At 51.6% G+C, this 15,194-nt stretch carries 25 protein-coding genes and 1 tRNA gene; all 26 read left to right on the top strand.

What is annotated here, in order from left to right:
* The gene (locus JUF21_RS07530; RefSeq protein ID WP_125754737.1) at positions 1-273 is read left to right on the top strand and encodes a helix-turn-helix domain-containing protein; all 273 of its coding nucleotides are present in this window, start codon (positions 1-3) and stop codon (positions 271-273) included.
* Positions 270-530 (top strand): hypothetical protein, encoded by a 261-nt coding sequence (locus tag JUF21_RS07535; RefSeq protein WP_203663750.1) that lies wholly within the window; start codon positions 270-272, stop codon positions 528-530. Before JUF21_RS07530 ends, JUF21_RS07535 begins: the two co-directional genes overlap by 4 nt.
* The gene (locus JUF21_RS07540; RefSeq protein WP_203663752.1) at positions 530-1,138 is read left to right on the top strand and encodes a host-nuclease inhibitor Gam family protein; all 609 of its coding nucleotides are present in this window, start codon (positions 530-532) and stop codon (positions 1,136-1,138) included. Before JUF21_RS07535 ends, JUF21_RS07540 begins: the two co-directional genes overlap by 1 nt.
* Positions 1,135-1,815, top strand: coding sequence for an AAA family ATPase (locus tag JUF21_RS07545; protein WP_203663753.1), 681 nt, complete (start codon positions 1,135-1,137; stop codon positions 1,813-1,815). The genes JUF21_RS07540 and JUF21_RS07545 overlap by 4 nt, the downstream gene beginning before the upstream one ends.
* Position 1,816: 1 nt before the next feature.
* The gene (locus tag JUF21_RS07550; RefSeq protein WP_203663755.1) at positions 1,817-2,359 is read left to right on the top strand and encodes a DUF669 domain-containing protein; all 543 of its coding nucleotides are present in this window, start codon (positions 1,817-1,819) and stop codon (positions 2,357-2,359) included.
* 50 nt (positions 2,360-2,409) lie between these two features.
* Positions 2,410-2,853, top strand: coding sequence for an HNH endonuclease (locus JUF21_RS07555; RefSeq protein WP_203663756.1), 444 nt, complete (start codon positions 2,410-2,412; stop codon positions 2,851-2,853).
* Entirely contained in the window at positions 2,846-3,787 is a 942-nt protein-coding gene (locus JUF21_RS07560; protein WP_203663757.1) for a DUF4373 domain-containing protein, read from the top strand. The genes JUF21_RS07555 and JUF21_RS07560 overlap by 8 nt, the downstream gene beginning before the upstream one ends.
* Entirely contained in the window at positions 3,765-4,040 is a 276-nt protein-coding gene (locus JUF21_RS07565; RefSeq protein WP_203663758.1) for a helix-turn-helix domain-containing protein, read from the top strand. The genes JUF21_RS07560 and JUF21_RS07565 overlap by 23 nt, the downstream gene beginning before the upstream one ends.
* Entirely contained in the window at positions 4,037-4,687 is a 651-nt protein-coding gene (locus JUF21_RS07570) for a hypothetical protein (RefSeq protein ID WP_203663759.1), read from the top strand. Before JUF21_RS07565 ends, JUF21_RS07570 begins: the two co-directional genes overlap by 4 nt.
* Positions 4,680-4,847, top strand: coding sequence for a hypothetical protein (locus tag JUF21_RS07575; protein WP_164506120.1), 168 nt, complete (start codon positions 4,680-4,682; stop codon positions 4,845-4,847). Before JUF21_RS07570 ends, JUF21_RS07575 begins: the two co-directional genes overlap by 8 nt.
* Positions 4,848-4,864: 17 nt before the next feature.
* Entirely contained in the window at positions 4,865-5,221 is a 357-nt protein-coding gene (locus tag JUF21_RS07580; RefSeq protein WP_203663866.1) for an endodeoxyribonuclease, read from the top strand.
* Positions 5,214-5,423, top strand: a complete 210-nt coding sequence (locus JUF21_RS07585; protein WP_203663760.1) for a hypothetical protein — start codon at positions 5,214-5,216, stop codon at positions 5,421-5,423. The genes JUF21_RS07580 and JUF21_RS07585 overlap by 8 nt, the downstream gene beginning before the upstream one ends.
* Positions 5,424-5,434: 11 nt before the next feature.
* Positions 5,435-5,926: a single-stranded DNA-binding protein gene (gene ssb, locus JUF21_RS07590; RefSeq protein WP_203663763.1), complete on the top strand. Its 492-nt coding sequence runs from the start codon at positions 5,435-5,437 to the stop codon at positions 5,924-5,926.
* Positions 5,927-5,942: 16 nt separating this feature from the next.
* Positions 5,943-6,482: a DUF1642 domain-containing protein gene (locus JUF21_RS07595; protein ID WP_203663765.1), complete on the top strand. Its 540-nt coding sequence runs from the start codon at positions 5,943-5,945 to the stop codon at positions 6,480-6,482.
* Positions 6,472-7,191 carry an N-6 DNA methylase gene (locus JUF21_RS07600; RefSeq protein ID WP_203663773.1) on the top strand — a complete coding sequence of 240 codons (720 nt, stop codon included), beginning with the start codon at positions 6,472-6,474 and terminating at the stop codon, positions 7,189-7,191. Before JUF21_RS07595 ends, JUF21_RS07600 begins: the two co-directional genes overlap by 11 nt.
* A gap of 60 nt (positions 7,192-7,251) precedes the next feature.
* Positions 7,252-7,575, top strand: coding sequence for a hypothetical protein (locus tag JUF21_RS07605; protein WP_374706445.1), 324 nt, complete (start codon positions 7,252-7,254; stop codon positions 7,573-7,575).
* Between the two features lie 354 nt (positions 7,576-7,929).
* Positions 7,930-8,151, top strand: coding sequence for a hypothetical protein (locus tag JUF21_RS07610; protein ID WP_203663777.1), 222 nt, complete (start codon positions 7,930-7,932; stop codon positions 8,149-8,151).
* Between the two features lie 55 nt (positions 8,152-8,206).
* Positions 8,207-8,395: a hypothetical protein gene (locus JUF21_RS07615; RefSeq protein ID WP_203663779.1), complete on the top strand. Its 189-nt coding sequence runs from the start codon at positions 8,207-8,209 to the stop codon at positions 8,393-8,395.
* 72 nt (positions 8,396-8,467) lie between these two features.
* A complete protein-coding gene (locus JUF21_RS07620; RefSeq protein ID WP_203663781.1) occupies positions 8,468-8,920 on the top strand; it encodes an ArpU family phage packaging/lysis transcriptional regulator in 453 nt (150 codons plus the stop codon).
* Between the two features lie 94 nt (positions 8,921-9,014).
* A tRNA-OTHER gene (locus JUF21_RS07625) sits at positions 9,015-9,072 on the top strand.
* Positions 9,073-9,348: 276 nt separating this feature from the next.
* Entirely contained in the window at positions 9,349-9,897 is a 549-nt protein-coding gene (locus JUF21_RS07630) for a hypothetical protein (protein WP_203663783.1), read from the top strand.
* Between the two features lie 60 nt (positions 9,898-9,957).
* Positions 9,958-10,449 carry a terminase small subunit gene (locus JUF21_RS07635; RefSeq protein ID WP_125754720.1) on the top strand — a complete coding sequence of 164 codons (492 nt, stop codon included), beginning with the start codon at positions 9,958-9,960 and terminating at the stop codon, positions 10,447-10,449.
* A complete protein-coding gene (locus JUF21_RS07640; RefSeq protein WP_203663868.1) occupies positions 10,430-11,761 on the top strand; it encodes a PBSX family phage terminase large subunit in 1,332 nt (443 codons plus the stop codon). Before JUF21_RS07635 ends, JUF21_RS07640 begins: the two co-directional genes overlap by 20 nt.
* A gap of 63 nt (positions 11,762-11,824) precedes the next feature.
* Positions 11,825-13,366, top strand: a complete 1,542-nt coding sequence (locus JUF21_RS07645) for a phage portal protein (protein WP_203663790.1) — start codon at positions 11,825-11,827, stop codon at positions 13,364-13,366.
* Positions 13,366-14,526: a phage minor capsid protein gene (locus JUF21_RS07650; protein WP_203663792.1), complete on the top strand. Its 1,161-nt coding sequence runs from the start codon at positions 13,366-13,368 to the stop codon at positions 14,524-14,526. Before JUF21_RS07645 ends, JUF21_RS07650 begins: the two co-directional genes overlap by 1 nt.
* A gap of 75 nt (positions 14,527-14,601) precedes the next feature.
* The gene (locus JUF21_RS07655; protein WP_203663794.1) at positions 14,602-15,189 is read left to right on the top strand and encodes a phage scaffolding protein; all 588 of its coding nucleotides are present in this window, start codon (positions 14,602-14,604) and stop codon (positions 15,187-15,189) included.
* The last annotated feature ends 5 nt before the right edge of the window (positions 15,190-15,194 follow it).

A 15,194-nucleotide genomic window follows, 5' to 3' on the forward strand; every position in this document is an offset into this window, starting at 1 on the left:
ATGAACACAAACACAAAACGTATCGCCTTCAAGCGGAAAGTTGACCGGCTGACGTACAGCGAAGTTGACGCAGCAAAAGCACTCGGCGTTGATGTGAACAAGCTTCGCGTATTGGTCGAGATGGGCGAGATCAAACAGCTCAAGCTAGGTGCGAAGAAGATTCCGAAGGACGAGATTAGGCGGTTCATTCATGAGGGTGCTGAATCTGGCACGGACTACAACAAGCTGATTCAAGACTATCTGAACAGCAAGAAGGAGATGCAAGAAGCATGATCGGATTGGCAATCGGAACCATAGGAGTACTTGGCGGTGTCGGTGCGCTGGCATACATCAGCCAAGGCGCAGCAGACAAGTTCATGACGAAGCACCCACGGGTCGCAGAGTACTTTGACTACTTCGGCGAGGACGGACCATACGAAGACGACAAAAAAGCCCCAGCGGAGGCCACCGCAGGGGCTAAGAACTTCGTGAAAAATATTTACAGCTTAAGTGTAGCACGAGAGAAACAATTCCGAAAGGCGGCAAAGTAATGATGGATACATCAGATATTAAACGCCCAGGAGCTGTCCTAGATGACCAGCTTGAGAATGCAATGGATGAAATTCGTCAATTTGGCGCAGCCGATACCAAAGTCGTGACGGATGTTGGCTCTGCTGACTGGGCGTTGCGTAAGCTTGCTGAGCTGGACCGTGAAGACAAGGAAGACCAAGAAGAGGCGTCAAAGCACATTACTGAGTGGACTGACTGGCGTGATCACATGTTGGAGAGTCGTCAAAGCTTTCGAGACTTTCTGACTCATGAATTGACTGCTTATGCCACAAACAAGCGTGTCGCTGATCCTAAGTATAAGTTAACGGTCCCTGGTGGCGTTGTGAGCTTCACCCACTACAAGCCAAAAGTCGCGGTCGGGGATGCCGATGCAGCGCTCAAGTTTGTTAAAGACAACTGGGACGAAAAGGAACAGGCAGGAGTTATCAAGGTCACAGAAAAGCTTCAGCTCACGCCGTTTAAGAAGGCGCTGAAGGTTGCTGGTGACAAGGTCGTTGATGCTGATGGTCAGCCAGTTGAAGGTGTCATGGTTGAGCCAGAGCACGAGAGTATCAGCATCAAGCCTAATAGCGAGGCGGTGAAAGCATGAAGTTTTATGCAAGCGGGAAGCTACCATTGATGCCACACATGTACTTCATATACGGAGACGGCGGCACGGGTAAGACGTCGCTTTTCAAGCGGTTTCCAGGCCACAAGCTGCTCTTTAGTTTCGACCTATCGACCAACGTTATTTCGCCTGAGGACGACACCGACACGATCATGTTTGAGCAGGCTGACGCGCCGAAAATTCAGCAGGTTGTCGGCACGCTACTACGGCGCTCGATTGATAAGGGCATCTATTCAGCCATTGCTCTGGACAACGTCACGGCACTCCAGAACTTAGTTTTGGAGAACATCGACGGGGCTTCTAAGGACGGCCGCCAGAATTATCAAAAGCTCCAGCTTTGGTTCCGAGAGCTTGGCACGATGCTGCGGCAATCAGGCGTCACAATCTATGCGACGGCACACCAGACGGACTCCGGGCCGGGCGACTTAGGCAATGCTGGCCGATTTGGTGCTGACATGAATGAGAAGACCTTCAACGCTTTCACTGCTTCATTTGACGTTGTGGGCCGGATCTACAAGAAGGACGGTCAGCGGATGATTGACCTCGATCCTGAGCAGGGCAACCACGCCAAGAATCGGTTAGACGATCGCACCTTGATCAAAGCAGACGAGTTACTTGCATCAGAACAGCCAGAACAATCAGAAAAGGAAGGTAATTGAAATGAGTTTATTCACGGTTAATAGCAACAACGTATTCGGCGCAGGGGTATCAGAGGCAGGCACATATAACGTGTTCGTCTCGGCTGCCACTGTCCACCAGTCAAAAGCGGGCAACGCATATATTTCAGCCGACTTCCAGGTGCTCGATGGCAAGTACAAGGGTGGCGAGGTCCGCTACCAGAACATCACTTGGGATGAGAACAACCGGGAGGTCTCTGAGAAACGCTTCAACACCATCGCCGTTGCCATTGGTGCCCAGGACGGTGTCGTGATCGAATCAATTCAGCAGTTTGCTCAAGCAATCCTCGGCAAGAAGTTATCTGTCGACGTTGACTGGGGCGAGCCGAATGAGAAAGGCAATGTCTACTTGGAAGTCAAAGGCTACCACAAGCTCAGCACAGAGGGTAGCAAGCCAAATGGTGTACGGCGTCCCGGCACGACGACTCACGCAAGTATCAATCCCGCCGCTCCTACCCCTGACGACGATCCATTTCCCGATCGTAACAAAACCATCGACATCTCTGATGATGATCTGCCCTTCTAGGAGATGATCCTGATGAGAATACGAGCAAGTGGGGGACAGGGGGCGGTTGCTTGGCATTGAAAAGAAAATGGTATGAGTCAGTTCTCGAATTAGGAGTAAGGCGAGACTTGGAGAAAAACGCAAGGGTTGCAAGGCTGTCTTCCCCATGCAGAGAACGATTTATCAGTTTTGCCGCAAAACAGAGAGTTGTATATGAAAACGATTTGAATGCTGAATGGCAAGAGTTTTATGAGCAGTTTGTAGCTAAACGCCTATACAACGTCAATGTGAAGCTGTGGCAACAAATCCGGAAAAAGGTTTTTAAACGCGATGCTTATACGTGCGTTTATTGTGGCCGGGTAGGTGGAAAACTTGAGGTAGATCATATTATTCCAATCTCTCGCGGTGGAACAAATGAAATGTCTAATCTTGCAACCGCGTGCCGGCGTTGTAACCGTCAAAAGAAGGACAAGTCAGAAAAAGCGTTTCTTGACTGGAGGGAAAAACATGAATAGTTATTTCCCTCATGACAGCAACGCACGCAATGATGCCAAAATCTTGAAGGTTCGTATGAAATACGGAGCCGAAGGTTATGGCGTGTACTTTATGCTTTTGGAACGTCTAAGAGACGACAGCGAATATATGAGTGTCAAAGATTACAACATGATAGCCTTTGATCTTCGTGTGGACGCATCCTTAATCAAGGACATCGTTGAGAACTTTGGGTTATTTGCCTTCGCCGATAATGGCGAGTGTTTCTACTCCGAATCATTCAACAAACGAATGTTAATCAAAGACGAAGTTTCAAATAAGCGTGCGGCCGCTGGAAAAAAAGGGGCAGCTAAACGATGGAATGGCAAATCTATAGCAAAGCCATCAAGTGAGAATAGCAAAGCTATAGCAAAGCCACCAGAAGATGATGGCAATAAAAGTAAAGTAAATAAAAGTAAATTAAATAAAACTAAACCCTCTCGTGCCAAGTCCGCTCAGCGGACGTTTGCACCAGACAGCGAGGAACTCCAAGCTGCGCAACGCCTTTGGGCCAAAATCACTGCAAACAACCCGGAGACCAAAGAGCCGAACCTGCAGCGTTGGGCTGATGATCTGCGCTTGATGCACGAGCGGGATAACCGCTCATGGGACAAGATCAACCGCATGATTAAGTGGTCGCAGGCAGACGTGTTTTGGTCTGGGGTGATCCTGTCACCGAAGAAACTGCGGGAGAAATACGACCAGATGGCAGCTAAAGCCAACGCCGAGGCCAGAGAACAGGCGCAGCCAAAGAGCTACGGCAAGCCGACACGCGTCGAGGCTAAGCCGGACTGGCTAGACAATCCGTACCAGCCGAGTGAGAAACTGGAAGACCAGGCAAAGGCTGCGGAAATCGCGGCCAAGCTGGCGAAACTGAAAGAAATGAGGAGAGACAATGCTGACTCCAAAACAACGTGACGAGCGGGCGATGAGAATTTTGAGTGTGATCGAGTTGTCGCTCGACGCTACGGGAGACGTGCCGACGGTGCTACAAATGAGTCGGCAACTCGGCATGGCGCATTCGTCGCTGCATGAGGCGCTTGTGCGTATGCAGCGCGATGGCCTGATCGAGTGGGACAAGCACGCTATCAAGACGCTGTACGTGACCGACTACGGAGATCTCACGTACGAGCGTGCTAAGCGTGGAAAAGAACTGGGGGAACTAGTATGACGAGCAAAACATTGGAGCCGGGGCAGGCGGTGACCGTGAAGGAGTATGGCCCGAATGATCTAACAGGTCGGCGTCCTTGGCGTCACCTCACGGGCCGCGTCTTCCGGGTATACGAGCACTCGGCAGTGATTGACGTGACTGATTGCAAAGGGCTATCAGCCCGGCAGAAGACCATCGTCAACAACCGCATCAACGTGAGCTTTAAAAACATTGCACAGGCAAGCGCCTACACCAAGGGAGTCGCGCATGAGAGCTCGTTCAACGGCAGAAAAGGCCACGTACGGTATCAGGCGTCGAAAGAGCTTCAGCAACAACGAGCCAACCGTGTGCGGCACTTTCTCGACCTGGGCTATCTACAGGCCGATGCCGCGAAACTTGCCAAAATCAATCTATACACGCTGCATACGATAGCTCAGCAGTTTGACCTCACACCGCAGCCGCGGCTTTCCGTGAGGTGGACGCACCCGAACGGAATCACAGAGTACGTTGAGACGCTGCACGGGGCCGAAGACAGAGGGCTCATGCGGCCCGGTCAGCGCGGTCACATCGTCAACGAAAACGGCATGATCGACACCGGCAAGTGGGTACGGCTGAAAGACGGCAGCTTCATTCCTGCGCCACGGGTAGAAGGTGTCGCTGTTGGCTAAGAAACCTTGGACTTTTTGGGCGCTGTTGGTGATCGGATGGGTGTTCGTGATCATTGGCCTATACAGCTTTTTCTATGGGTCAATGTTCGTCGCGATGGGCGCGCTGTGCTTCTCGGCGCTGTCGCTCACTTGGGCAGCGTTTGAAGGCTGGGCAGACTGATGGCGGAGAAGATGGTCATGATTCCGATGCCGCTCCTCACGCTGAATCAATACATCGAAATCGAGCGTGGAAATCGTTTTGGAGGTGCCGCTGAAAAGAAGCGGACTACGACAATCGCAACGGAATACACCTTGCTGGCGATGCGAAAGGGAGTCCGGTTCGACTGGGGCAAACCGCTACGGTTCGACTGGTTCTGGTATGACCGCAGAACAGACCCTGACAATATCGCGTTTCAGCACAAGTTTGTGTTTGATGGAATGATGGCGGCCGGGTTTCTGACCAACGACAACTGGGACAACATTGTGGAGCTGCGGGACAGGTTCTTCATCGACAAAGCTAACCCGCGTGTGGAGGTATACGAGCTTGATGAGTGACGTACTAAACGAGAAGCAAAGAAAAGTAGTGCACTACTTGACCAAAGAACGCGACACTTTCCCTGACCGCTCAATCTTCGAGATTTACGGGCGGCTGTGGGTCGGTGACGCACGGGTGCCATCAGATGTGATGACGGCATTCACGCTGTTATCCGCAGAGGAACAGAACACGGTCGGGGCATACATGGCACTGCCATTTTAGGAGGACTAAGCATGATCAATAACGTGAGCTTGACCGGGCGTTTGACCCGGGACATTGACCTGCGATATACGCAAAGCGGCACGGCAGTCGGCACGTTCACGCTGGCAGTTGACCGGCAGTACAAGCGGGACGGCGAGCCAACAGCAGACTTCATCAACTGTGTCATCTGGCGCAAGAGCGCGGAGAACCTCGCCAACTTCACCCACAAAGGCTCGCTGGTCGGCGTCGAAGGTCATATCCAGACACGAACCTACGACAACAACCAAGGCCAGCGGGTGTATGTGACAGAAGTAGTGGTTGAGAACTTCGCACTGTTGGAGAGCAAGAACGCACAGGCGGCACCAGACACCACAAATCAGCCGCAGACGGCGCCACAACAGACTGGCGGTAGTAGTTATATGCAACAGCCTAAACCAGCGCAGACGTCCCCACAGACGTCGAATGACCCGTTCGCAAGCAATGGTAAGCAGCTAGACATCAGCGATGATGATCTGCCGTTCTAGTCGGGAGGAAACAAGTATGACAGATAAAGCGAAGATGTATGCAGTGAAGAACGATGAAGGCGAATGGATGTCATTAGACGGTACGCAAACTGGAATTTGGTACTCCAATAACCCCACATTATTCAAGGATAAGAGCTATGCGGAGGCTCAAAGCATGGGCCTCAGAGCCCACGTGGTCGAGCTATTAGAGGCCCCGGCGAAGGTCGTGGTGAGCGAAGAGGAAGCGGAGATTCTCAAGAAGCTTGACCGTGAAATTCGCACTAAATCTACAGGATATAGTCCATGGAAGTGGTTGAGCAAGCTAGATGACTTAGGTATGGCAGTGGAAGACGCGTATAAGGCGCTTGCCATCGGCTGGACGGTCGAGAAGCCGAAGCGGTGGAACGTCAAGGTGCCACATACCAAAGATGTTTGGTATTACAAGGCGGGAAAAGAATATTTGCTGACGATTTGCCCAGCGGGTAAAAAACTTCGCGGCAAGTTCACCGAATCAGAGATCAAACATTATGGCTTACAAGACTGTGAACTGGAAGAGGTAAAAGGCTATGTCAAATAAATTTACGGCTGATATTGTTCACAAGCTGATTGGTGTTCGTGAGGCACAGCAGGCCCCAGCAGCATTGATGAAGATTGTAATGGATCAGCAAAAGCGTAACGAGATTTTTAAGGAATTCCTAGATTTCAGCACAGACGTATCACATGATTGGTTCTCGCAGTATTTCATGAGTGTTCAAGCTGACCGAAAAGACAAGAAACAAGATTTCACCCCTGAAAGCATTAGCAAGCTCGCGAACATGCTGGCAGGATCGCATGACAGTAGCGAGTATTACGAGGTTGCTGCTGGGACTGGCTCAATGATGATTCAACGATGGCAACAAGACCGTTTGAAGCACACGCCGTGGGACTATCGGCCAAGCATGTATTTTTACCATATGGAAGAGCTTGGCGATAGCACGTTGCCGTTTCTGATATTCAATTGTGCCATTCGCGGTATGAACGCAACAATTGTTAATGGTGACAGTCTGACACGTGATGCTAGACAAGTATATTTCATTCAAAACGATGAAGACGACTATTTGCATTTCAGCACAGTGAATGTGATGCCGCATAGCAAAGACGTTGAACAAGAATTTGATATTCGACAATGGCTAGAGCCTGAACAAAATCACATTGAATCAACAGAGATACCAGCAAGATACAACGAAGTCATTCAGGAATCAGCAGCGGGAAATGAAGCCGAGACTGGTGGACTGTTCCTTCAATGACGATTGTGGAGGTGACTGACGATGAGCAATGAGACGAAGCAGGACGTGTTCGAAGTAGCGATGAACCACGCGACGAAAAGCGGGTGGGTTGATTATAGCGAAATGATGAACAGATATGACGCCGCCTTGCCAGATGATCTGCCGGTGATTCCGAAAGCGGTGGGCGAATACATCCAGTGGGGTAAGTCATACGATATTCAGCTCTACATGATGTACAGCTTCAAATTCATTCACAGTCAAGGGTTTAAAAAACTAACGGATGATGTGGAAAGCTGGATTATCAGCTCAAGCAATGCTTTCGCCCGTGCATGGCTGCTAGGTATCTGGCGCGTTGAGGAAACCGGTGAAATCGTGAAATTGGAGGAAGAGGTGCGCGATGACTGAAATGATAATCCGCGTCCTATTGCTGATGTTCTCGCCCCTTGGCTTTGCAATAGGCTATTTAGTCGCCGACACGAAGGACTGAAAAGCCATCTGGCGGTACGGCTACAATATTGGGCGGGAACACGGGAGGAAAGATACGGAGGCAACGAAGCGTGACAAGGACCATATAGACGACTGTGGCAACGGCTACCAAGTCATGACCGGCCGCGAGCTTATCGGCAACCTTGCCGACGACGCGATGGGTGAAGAGCCCTTCGGTGAGTCGTACGACGCGAGCGGCATCGTGCCAATGCGGCAATACCGAGCCTATATCACAGACGGGTCACTGAACGGGGAATGGGAAGAGGTGGAAGCATGACACTAGTGAAGCTAGACAGCGGGGACTACATCAACACAATGTACGTCATCAAGACGATGACTGACACCGCCGGAAGTGTCGGCAAGAAAAATGGACAGCTCGTTTATTTGCTGGACACCGGCTATCAGAAAATCACTCCCGCCGACCGCGACCGCATCGTGGAAGCGATGAATGGAAAATCGACAACACTGACCAAGACACACTCGACTGGTATTTAACGCACGGCGATGACTTTGCACGTGCTTGGCTACTCGGCGAGTGGGAGGTGGCGGAATGACCACTGAAACGAAACAACAGGTATTCAACGCCGCAGTCGAAAAAGCCGTGGGCATGACGCTGGTGGCCGGATATACCGCCTATGGAGACAAGTACCGCGAAGACATGCAGAAACGTTACGCCGCGGCCTCAGACGGTGACTCGGAGACACAGAGGACGTGCCCGTACTGCCACGAAACGAAATAAAAAAATAGCGCACCACTGGCACGCTGATTGGATCTCGTCAATTCAATTATACCACAAAGGGAGTGCGGAACGATGGGGCGTCTGGTACAGACATACTTTCGACGGCTGGATCACGAAGAAACCGCCAAGAATGCAGAACGGTTGCTGAGTGACTTCAGGCACCGCGAAGCAAAATCAAAACGAGCAGAAGTAATGGGGATGAAGTCGCCACTCATGGACGGAATGCCCCGCAACGATTCAGTAGAAAACAGAACGGAAACTAAGCTCGTTGCTGAGCTATCTGATCAGGAATTTGTCCATCGAGTACGTCGGGCCCTCGAATGCATCGAGAGCGAGGAATCGAGAGTGATTCTGCGCTGCCTATACATTGACCGACCGGTGACGGCAGAGAACATCATGATCAGACTCAGCATGAGCAACACGGCCTACTATCATGCCAAAGAGGAAGCACTGGTGGCTTTTGCTGAGGTGTGGCCACCAGAGCCAAGTGAACTGTTGGCATATAGAACAGTAAACAATGGCTAAAAAACGTTGCAAGAGCGACGCAACAACGATGCAAGGGCGACGCTGGGGCGATGGTTCCGTAAGTATCATGATAGTGTGCAGTAAATGTATGAAGGCAGCTGAAGCTCAACAGGCGGAGCATAAAGGTGTGGGTTCGAGTCCCACCGGCTGTTTTACCGGACCCCTACCCGGTAAGCTCCTTTAGGATGTTCTTTCACTTTTACCAACCTCCAAAGTAGCCGTCTAGCCTTCAAAAGCTAGGCGGTCATACCGGCCCTGAGCCGGACAAAAGGAAAGAGGTGAAACCACCTCGTTTCTTCTTCTGATCGAACATCATACTGGCCTGTCGACGAGACGGGTCTTTTAGTTATCCACAAATGCCACAGTAGCCATACTGTATCTGGCAATAATCTCCATACCGCGTATCATTGCCCATGGAGGTGAATGCTTTGCAACTTGGATCATGGACCGAGCTGGTGTCTGGAGTGATAACTGGGCTTGCGTTGGTTTACACGCTTTTATCTGACAGGCGACACCAAACAATAAAGTTTAAAGTTACTTTTATACCGGGCGCGGGTATAAATAGAAGTACTGGCAAGGGTCGCGGCTTTTGGATTAATGTCAAAAATACTTCTAGATACCAAAAAGTGCAGATCTCTTCGCTTGCAATCTGCGTTAAGACTAGCAACAGACGAAGGCACATATTACCAGATTCAATTCCAGTTGTTGGATCTGAGCCGAACCTGTACCGAAGCGATGAAGACGCAACGTTGATTCCAGGGCAAACATACTTTGGATTTGTGGACGGATCTAACTTTGCCGAGAGTGTTAACCGTGTGGTGAATTTTGACGATTCTTTAAACAAATCTGAGCTTCAATATATAGCGATTGCTCAAGATCGTTCTGGGCAACTTCGTTATACCGAAATAAAGGATTTGGGATATGACTGGTTCATGAGCGGCGCTCAAGACCGCAACAGAGAGATAACTAAGTCATAGATACAGCAATGACGCTTCGGCGTCTTTTTTAATACCCTCAGGGAGGTGTGGTGGTATGTAATGCGAAAGTTGACACCAAAACAGCGGAAGTTCGTCGATGAATACGTGAAGACCGGAAATGCCACCAAGGCGGCCCTTGGTGCAGGTTACAGCAAGAATTATGCAATGGCCCAGTCATCCAAAATGTTGGTAAATGTTGGTATCAAAACCGCCATCGACGAGCAGATGAAAAAACTTGAGTCGAGCAAGATAGCCAAGGCCGATGAAGTGTTGCAGTTCCTGACATCGGTGATTCGTGGCGAGGCCAAAGAGACCATTGTCGTCGGTGGTATGGGTGGTGCTGATACCGTTGAGCGAGAGGCCGATATCAAGACCAAAATCACGGCAGGTAAAGAGCTGCTTAAGCGTTATCCCGCCGACGATGCGGTGCTTCAAGCACAGCTCAAGAAGCTGCAAGCCGAGGCTGATATTGCTCAGGCTAAAGCTGATATCCTGACCAGTGCCAACGGTCAAGAGGGGACGGTGATCATTGATGATATCCCCGACGACTAAGCAGCGGCCAAAGATTAAGCTCACCCGGCTAATTCAGCCACACTTCTATGACTTTTGGCGCAGTAAGGCAACATATTTCATCCTGAACGGTGGCCGCGGCAGCTTTAAGTCGTCAACCGTCAGCATCAAGCTAACTACGATGATGAAGCGCGAGACGCAGCAGGGCCACAAGGCCAACATCATCATCGTCCGCGAGAATGCCAACAACCTGCGTGATTCGGTGTACAGCCAAATCACCTGGGCACTGGATAAGCTTGACATGACTAGCGAGTTTGTCTTCTCAGTTTCACCGATGAAGATAACCCATAAGCGCACCGGCTCGGCTTTCTATTTCTACGGCGCCGATAAGCCCGAGAAACTCAAGTCCAACACGGTTGGCGATGTGATCGCGTTGTGGTATGAAGAAGCTGCCAACTTCAAGAGTGCCGAGGTTTTTGACCAGTCAAACCCGACATTCATTCGGCAACAGTCGCCGTGGGTTGAACGGGTGCCCGTGTTCTACACCTACAACCCACCAAAGAACCCTTACGACTGGATCAATGAATGGGTGGACGGCCTGCGCGGTGATCCTGATTACTTCATCGATGAAAGTACATATCTCGATGATGAGCTGGGGTTTACCACCAAACAGCAACTCGACTTGATTGCAAAGTACAAGGCCAATGACCCCGACTACTACCGCTGGTTGTATCTGGGTGAGGAAATCGGGCTGGGTACCAACATATACAACATGAAGCTGTTTCACCGGGTTCAAACCGTGCCTGATGACGACACAATCATGGCACTGGCTTTTTCGGTCGATACCGGGCACATGCAGTCAGCTACGGCGCTCACGGCTTACGGGTTCAGTGCCAAAGGTAATGTGTATGTACTTGACACCTACTACTACTCACCTGCGCATCAGGTCAACAAGAAGCCGCCAAGTGAGCTGGTCAAGGACATGCACGCCTTCATCATTGAGTTGAGCGGAAGATACCCAGAAGCTCCGGTCGTAACCAAGACCATCGACTCGGCAGAAGGTGCTATCCGCAACCAGTACGCATACGACTATCACGACAACTGGCACCCGGTGGCCAAACAAAAAGAAGCCGACATGATAGACGTGGTACAAGACCTGCTCGCACAAGGGCGGGTCTTTGTTTTGGAGACAGAAGGCAATCAGATATTTCTGGAACAGCATCAAAAGTACCAGTGGGACGAAAAGACGTTCCAAAGCGATGACCCGAAAGTCATCAAGGAAAACGACCACACCTGCGACAACTTCAAGTACATGTGCTTGGACAACCGCCGCCGGCTTGGTCTCAAACGCTAGGAGGTGACGCCTGTGAGCTTCATCGACACAGTCAAAAATTGGTTCAGGAAAGGAGGTGCAGCCATGGGCCTTGTCGAGAATTTGAGCAAGATTACTGACCACCCGAAAATCAACGTTGATGCACGCGAGTATGCTCGCATCGACCGCGACAAGCTGTACTTCAAAGGCATGTTCCCGGCGGTCAAATATTCCAACACATACGGCGACCAAAAAGAGCGGCCATATGTCAGCCTCAACATGATGCAGGTCGTCAGCAGGCGTCTAGCAAGCCTCCTGTACAACGAGAAGAGCAAGGTGTCCGTTGATACCCGCGAACCATCAGAAGCTGATACGGACGCCGCTACGCCCCATGATGATGAGGCAAACAAGTTTGTACAGCAGGTGCTCAACACTAACGACTTCGGCAAGAACTTTGAGCGCTACTTGGAGTCCTGCCTGGCCATGGGCGGGTTGGCTATTCGACCATACGTTGATAACCAGACTGGGCAAATCAAGCTGGCATGGATCCAAGCGCCAAACTTTTTCCCGCTGCGATCCAACACCAACGACATCACTGAGGCTGCTATCGCTACGCCTACCATTCGCACCGAGAGCGGGAAGACAGCGTACTACACGCTGCTTGAGTTCCATGAATGGTCACCACTGGGCTACACAGTCACCAATGAGCTCTACCGCAGTGAGATGAAGGACCAGGTGGGTAACCGCGTGCCTCTAAGCATGCTATACCCAGACCTGACCGACACGGCCAACATGCCAGGATTTTCCCGGCCGCTGTTCGTGTACATTAAGCCCGCCGGCTTCAACAACAAGAGTCTCAACAGCCCGCTTGGTATCGGCATCTGCGACAACGCCCTGAGCACGCTCAAACAGCTCAATGACACCTATGATCAGTTTAACTGGGAAGTCAGAAACGGGCAGCGGCGCATCGCAGTTCCGGAAAGCATGACCGATGTGAAGTTCGTCAAGGGTGGCGCTGAGCAGGCCAAGCAGACGTTTGACCCAGACCAGAACGTCTTTGTCACCGTGCCAGGTGATCCAGACAAGATGAGCGTCACAGACCTCACCACGCCTATTCGTGCCAGCGACTATGTGACGAGCATGAACCAGTTCTTGAAGACGCTGGAGATGCAGGTAGGCTTATCTGCCGGCACCTTTAGCTTCGATGGCCAGTCAGTCAAGACGGCGACCGAAGTGGTCAGCGAGAACAGCATGACCTACCAGACACGCAACAGCCACTTAACGATGGTCGAGCGTGCCATTCAAGAGCTGGTGGTGTCCATCTGTGAGCTTGGTCGTGCGACGGTAATCAATGGCGGAAGCATCTACAACGGTCCGATTCCGACCATTGACCAGGTGGCTGTGGACTTTGACGATGGTATCTTCACCGATAAGACTGCAACAGCTGATTATTGGATCAAGCTGCAGGCTGCTGGCCTGTGCGCTGACTGGCAGGCTATCATGCACGTCCAAGGCGTTACCGAAGACCAGGCGCGCAGCATTGCGGCCGAGATTGCCAGCGAGACTGCCGACAACGCTACAGACCCGATGGCCAGCCTATTTGGCGGGAACGGTGACAACGCTGCAGGAGATGGCGGTGATGACTGATGCCAAAAGTCACACAGCACCAGCTGGACGTGAGCGAGTCCTCAATCATCGACGTCTATAAGCACCTGGAGCAGCAGCTCTTTGAGGACTTCGTCAACCGACTGCAGCAACATGGACTTGATGATGTCGACCAGACCAACGTGCTGCAGTGGCAGATGGAGGTCATGAACGACCTGCACCTAGTCAACTCCGACGTAATCAACGAGGCATCAAAAGCCACTGGCATTGCCCGTACTAAGCTGATTGAGCTATTCCAGCGCCAAGGCTACAAGGTAGTCGACCAAGAGTACAAGAGGGCCACCACAGCCACTGGAAGGCAAGCTAGCACCATGCAGGTCAATACGACTAAGCAAGTGCTAGATGGCTACCTCAACCAGACGTTCCAGGCTCTCGACAACAACGTCAACCAGACGCTGCTAAGCACTAACTACGGCACCAATGCGGCCACCAAGACTTATCAGCAGATTGTCAAAGAGACTACCGCTGATGTGCTTGCTGGCCTTAGAACACCCGATCAGGCGCTCAAGGCCACCATCTACCGCTGGCGCGACAAAGGCATCGACCTCGGACTAGTCGACAAGGGCGGCCACAAATGGGGCCTAGAGAGTTATGCCCGATTGGTCGTGGATAATACTAGCCGCCGCGCCTTCCAAGCGGTACGCGACCAGGCAGCCGACGACGTAGGCGTTGATACCTTCGTTATGAGCAGCCATGAGGCCAGCCGTGCAGCCTGCGCACCCATTCAGGGCAAGCTGGTCACCACGAGGCCAGATAGCTTCACTGATGCACGGACTGGTGAGCACTTTGAAAGCCTATATGATCATGGCTACGGTACCCCGTCAGGTACTTTTGGCATCAACTGCCACCACATCAAGTGGTTATACGTGCCTGGCGCCAGTAGTAACAATCAGCCGCAGTATAACGCGGCCGAGGCAATCGCCAAGGGTGACATGGTGGCCAAGCAACGCGAGTTAGAGCGCCGCATTCGGGCGTACAAGCAGAAGCAAGCGCTGGCCGACAAGATGAACGATCCTGACGGCGTGACCCGGAACCAGCTTCTTATCCGCCGCAACCAAGCGGCCCTGCGCAAGCTGGTCAGTGATCATAGTTATTTGCACCGCGATTATACGCGCGAAAAAGTATTTGCTCGACCCGAGTAAGTCGCTAAACTGCTCTTTTATTGTGTCCAAATCCATGCGGGAGCAGACCCGCTCAACAACTGCTTAGGAGAAGACATGAACCCAGAAGCATTGAAAGCATTAGGACTAAACGATGACCAAGTTAAAGGCGCGATGGCTCTGTATGGCAAGGACTTGAACCCGCTCAAGGAGCAGGTCAACACCCTGACGTCTGAACGTGATGCGGCCAAGGCACAAGTGACCACGGTCACCGGCCAGCTTGACCAGTTGCAGAAGGACCACAAGAGCGACAGCGACCTCAAGGCCGAGATTGACAAGCTCAAAGAAGCCAACTCACAGGCTGAAAAGGACGCTGCGGCGCAGCTGAACCAGGTAAAGCTAGACAGTGCCACCAATCTGGCATTGCTCCAGTCCGGGGCACTCAACACCAAAGCGGTGAATGCACTGATCAACAAGGACGCGCTCAAATTGGACGACAAGGGCAACGTGACTGGCCTAGACGACCAGCTCAAAGCGCTCAAAGAGGCCGATGACAGCAAGTTCCTGTTCAAGGCCGCCGCTCAAGAACCAGCAAAGCCAAACAGCCCACAGATTACACCACCGGGTAATCCTAATGCGGACCCAGCCGGCGGCACGAGCATGGTCGACAAGATTGCTGCTCGCCTATCCGGAAAACAATCATAAAGGAG

The organism is Lacticaseibacillus sp. 53-4, assembly GCF_016861805.1.
Taxonomy (GTDB): domain Bacteria; phylum Bacillota; class Bacilli; order Lactobacillales; family Lactobacillaceae; genus Lacticaseibacillus.

Coding starts and splice junctions, on each gene's coding strand:
- JUF21_RS07530 (WP_125754737.1), top strand. CDS start 1: ATGAACACAAACACAAAACGTATCGCCTTCAAGCGGAAAGTTGACCGG.
- JUF21_RS07535 (WP_203663750.1), top strand. CDS start 270: ATGATCGGATTGGCAATCGGAACCATAGGAGTACTTGGCGGTGTCGGT.
- JUF21_RS07540 (WP_203663752.1), top strand. CDS start 530: ATGATGGATACATCAGATATTAAACGCCCAGGAGCTGTCCTAGATGAC.
- JUF21_RS07545 (WP_203663753.1), top strand. CDS start 1,135: ATGAAGTTTTATGCAAGCGGGAAGCTACCATTGATGCCACACATGTAC.
- JUF21_RS07550 (WP_203663755.1), top strand. CDS start 1,817: ATGAGTTTATTCACGGTTAATAGCAACAACGTATTCGGCGCAGGGGTA.
- JUF21_RS07560 (WP_203663757.1), top strand. CDS start 2,846: ATGAATAGTTATTTCCCTCATGACAGCAACGCACGCAATGATGCCAAA.
- JUF21_RS07565 (WP_203663758.1), top strand. CDS start 3,765: ATGCTGACTCCAAAACAACGTGACGAGCGGGCGATGAGAATTTTGAGT.
- JUF21_RS07570 (WP_203663759.1), top strand. CDS start 4,037: ATGACGAGCAAAACATTGGAGCCGGGGCAGGCGGTGACCGTGAAGGAG.
- JUF21_RS07580 (WP_203663866.1), top strand. CDS start 4,865: ATGATTCCGATGCCGCTCCTCACGCTGAATCAATACATCGAAATCGAG.
- JUF21_RS07585 (WP_203663760.1), top strand. CDS start 5,214: ATGAGTGACGTACTAAACGAGAAGCAAAGAAAAGTAGTGCACTACTTG.
- ssb (WP_203663763.1), top strand. CDS start 5,435: ATGATCAATAACGTGAGCTTGACCGGGCGTTTGACCCGGGACATTGAC.
- JUF21_RS07595 (WP_203663765.1), top strand. CDS start 5,943: ATGACAGATAAAGCGAAGATGTATGCAGTGAAGAACGATGAAGGCGAA.
- JUF21_RS07600 (WP_203663773.1), top strand. CDS start 6,472: ATGTCAAATAAATTTACGGCTGATATTGTTCACAAGCTGATTGGTGTT.
- JUF21_RS07605 (WP_374706445.1), top strand. CDS start 7,252: ATGAACCACGCGACGAAAAGCGGGTGGGTTGATTATAGCGAAATGATG.
- JUF21_RS07610 (WP_203663777.1), top strand. CDS start 7,930: ATGACACTAGTGAAGCTAGACAGCGGGGACTACATCAACACAATGTAC.
- JUF21_RS07615 (WP_203663779.1), top strand. CDS start 8,207: ATGACCACTGAAACGAAACAACAGGTATTCAACGCCGCAGTCGAAAAA.
- JUF21_RS07620 (WP_203663781.1), top strand. CDS start 8,468: ATGGGGCGTCTGGTACAGACATACTTTCGACGGCTGGATCACGAAGAA.
- JUF21_RS07635 (WP_125754720.1), top strand. CDS start 9,958: ATGCGAAAGTTGACACCAAAACAGCGGAAGTTCGTCGATGAATACGTG.
- JUF21_RS07640 (WP_203663868.1), top strand. CDS start 10,430: ATGATATCCCCGACGACTAAGCAGCGGCCAAAGATTAAGCTCACCCGG.
- JUF21_RS07645 (WP_203663790.1), top strand. CDS start 11,825: ATGGGCCTTGTCGAGAATTTGAGCAAGATTACTGACCACCCGAAAATC.
- JUF21_RS07650 (WP_203663792.1), top strand. CDS start 13,366: ATGCCAAAAGTCACACAGCACCAGCTGGACGTGAGCGAGTCCTCAATC.
- JUF21_RS07655 (WP_203663794.1), top strand. CDS start 14,602: ATGAACCCAGAAGCATTGAAAGCATTAGGACTAAACGATGACCAAGTT.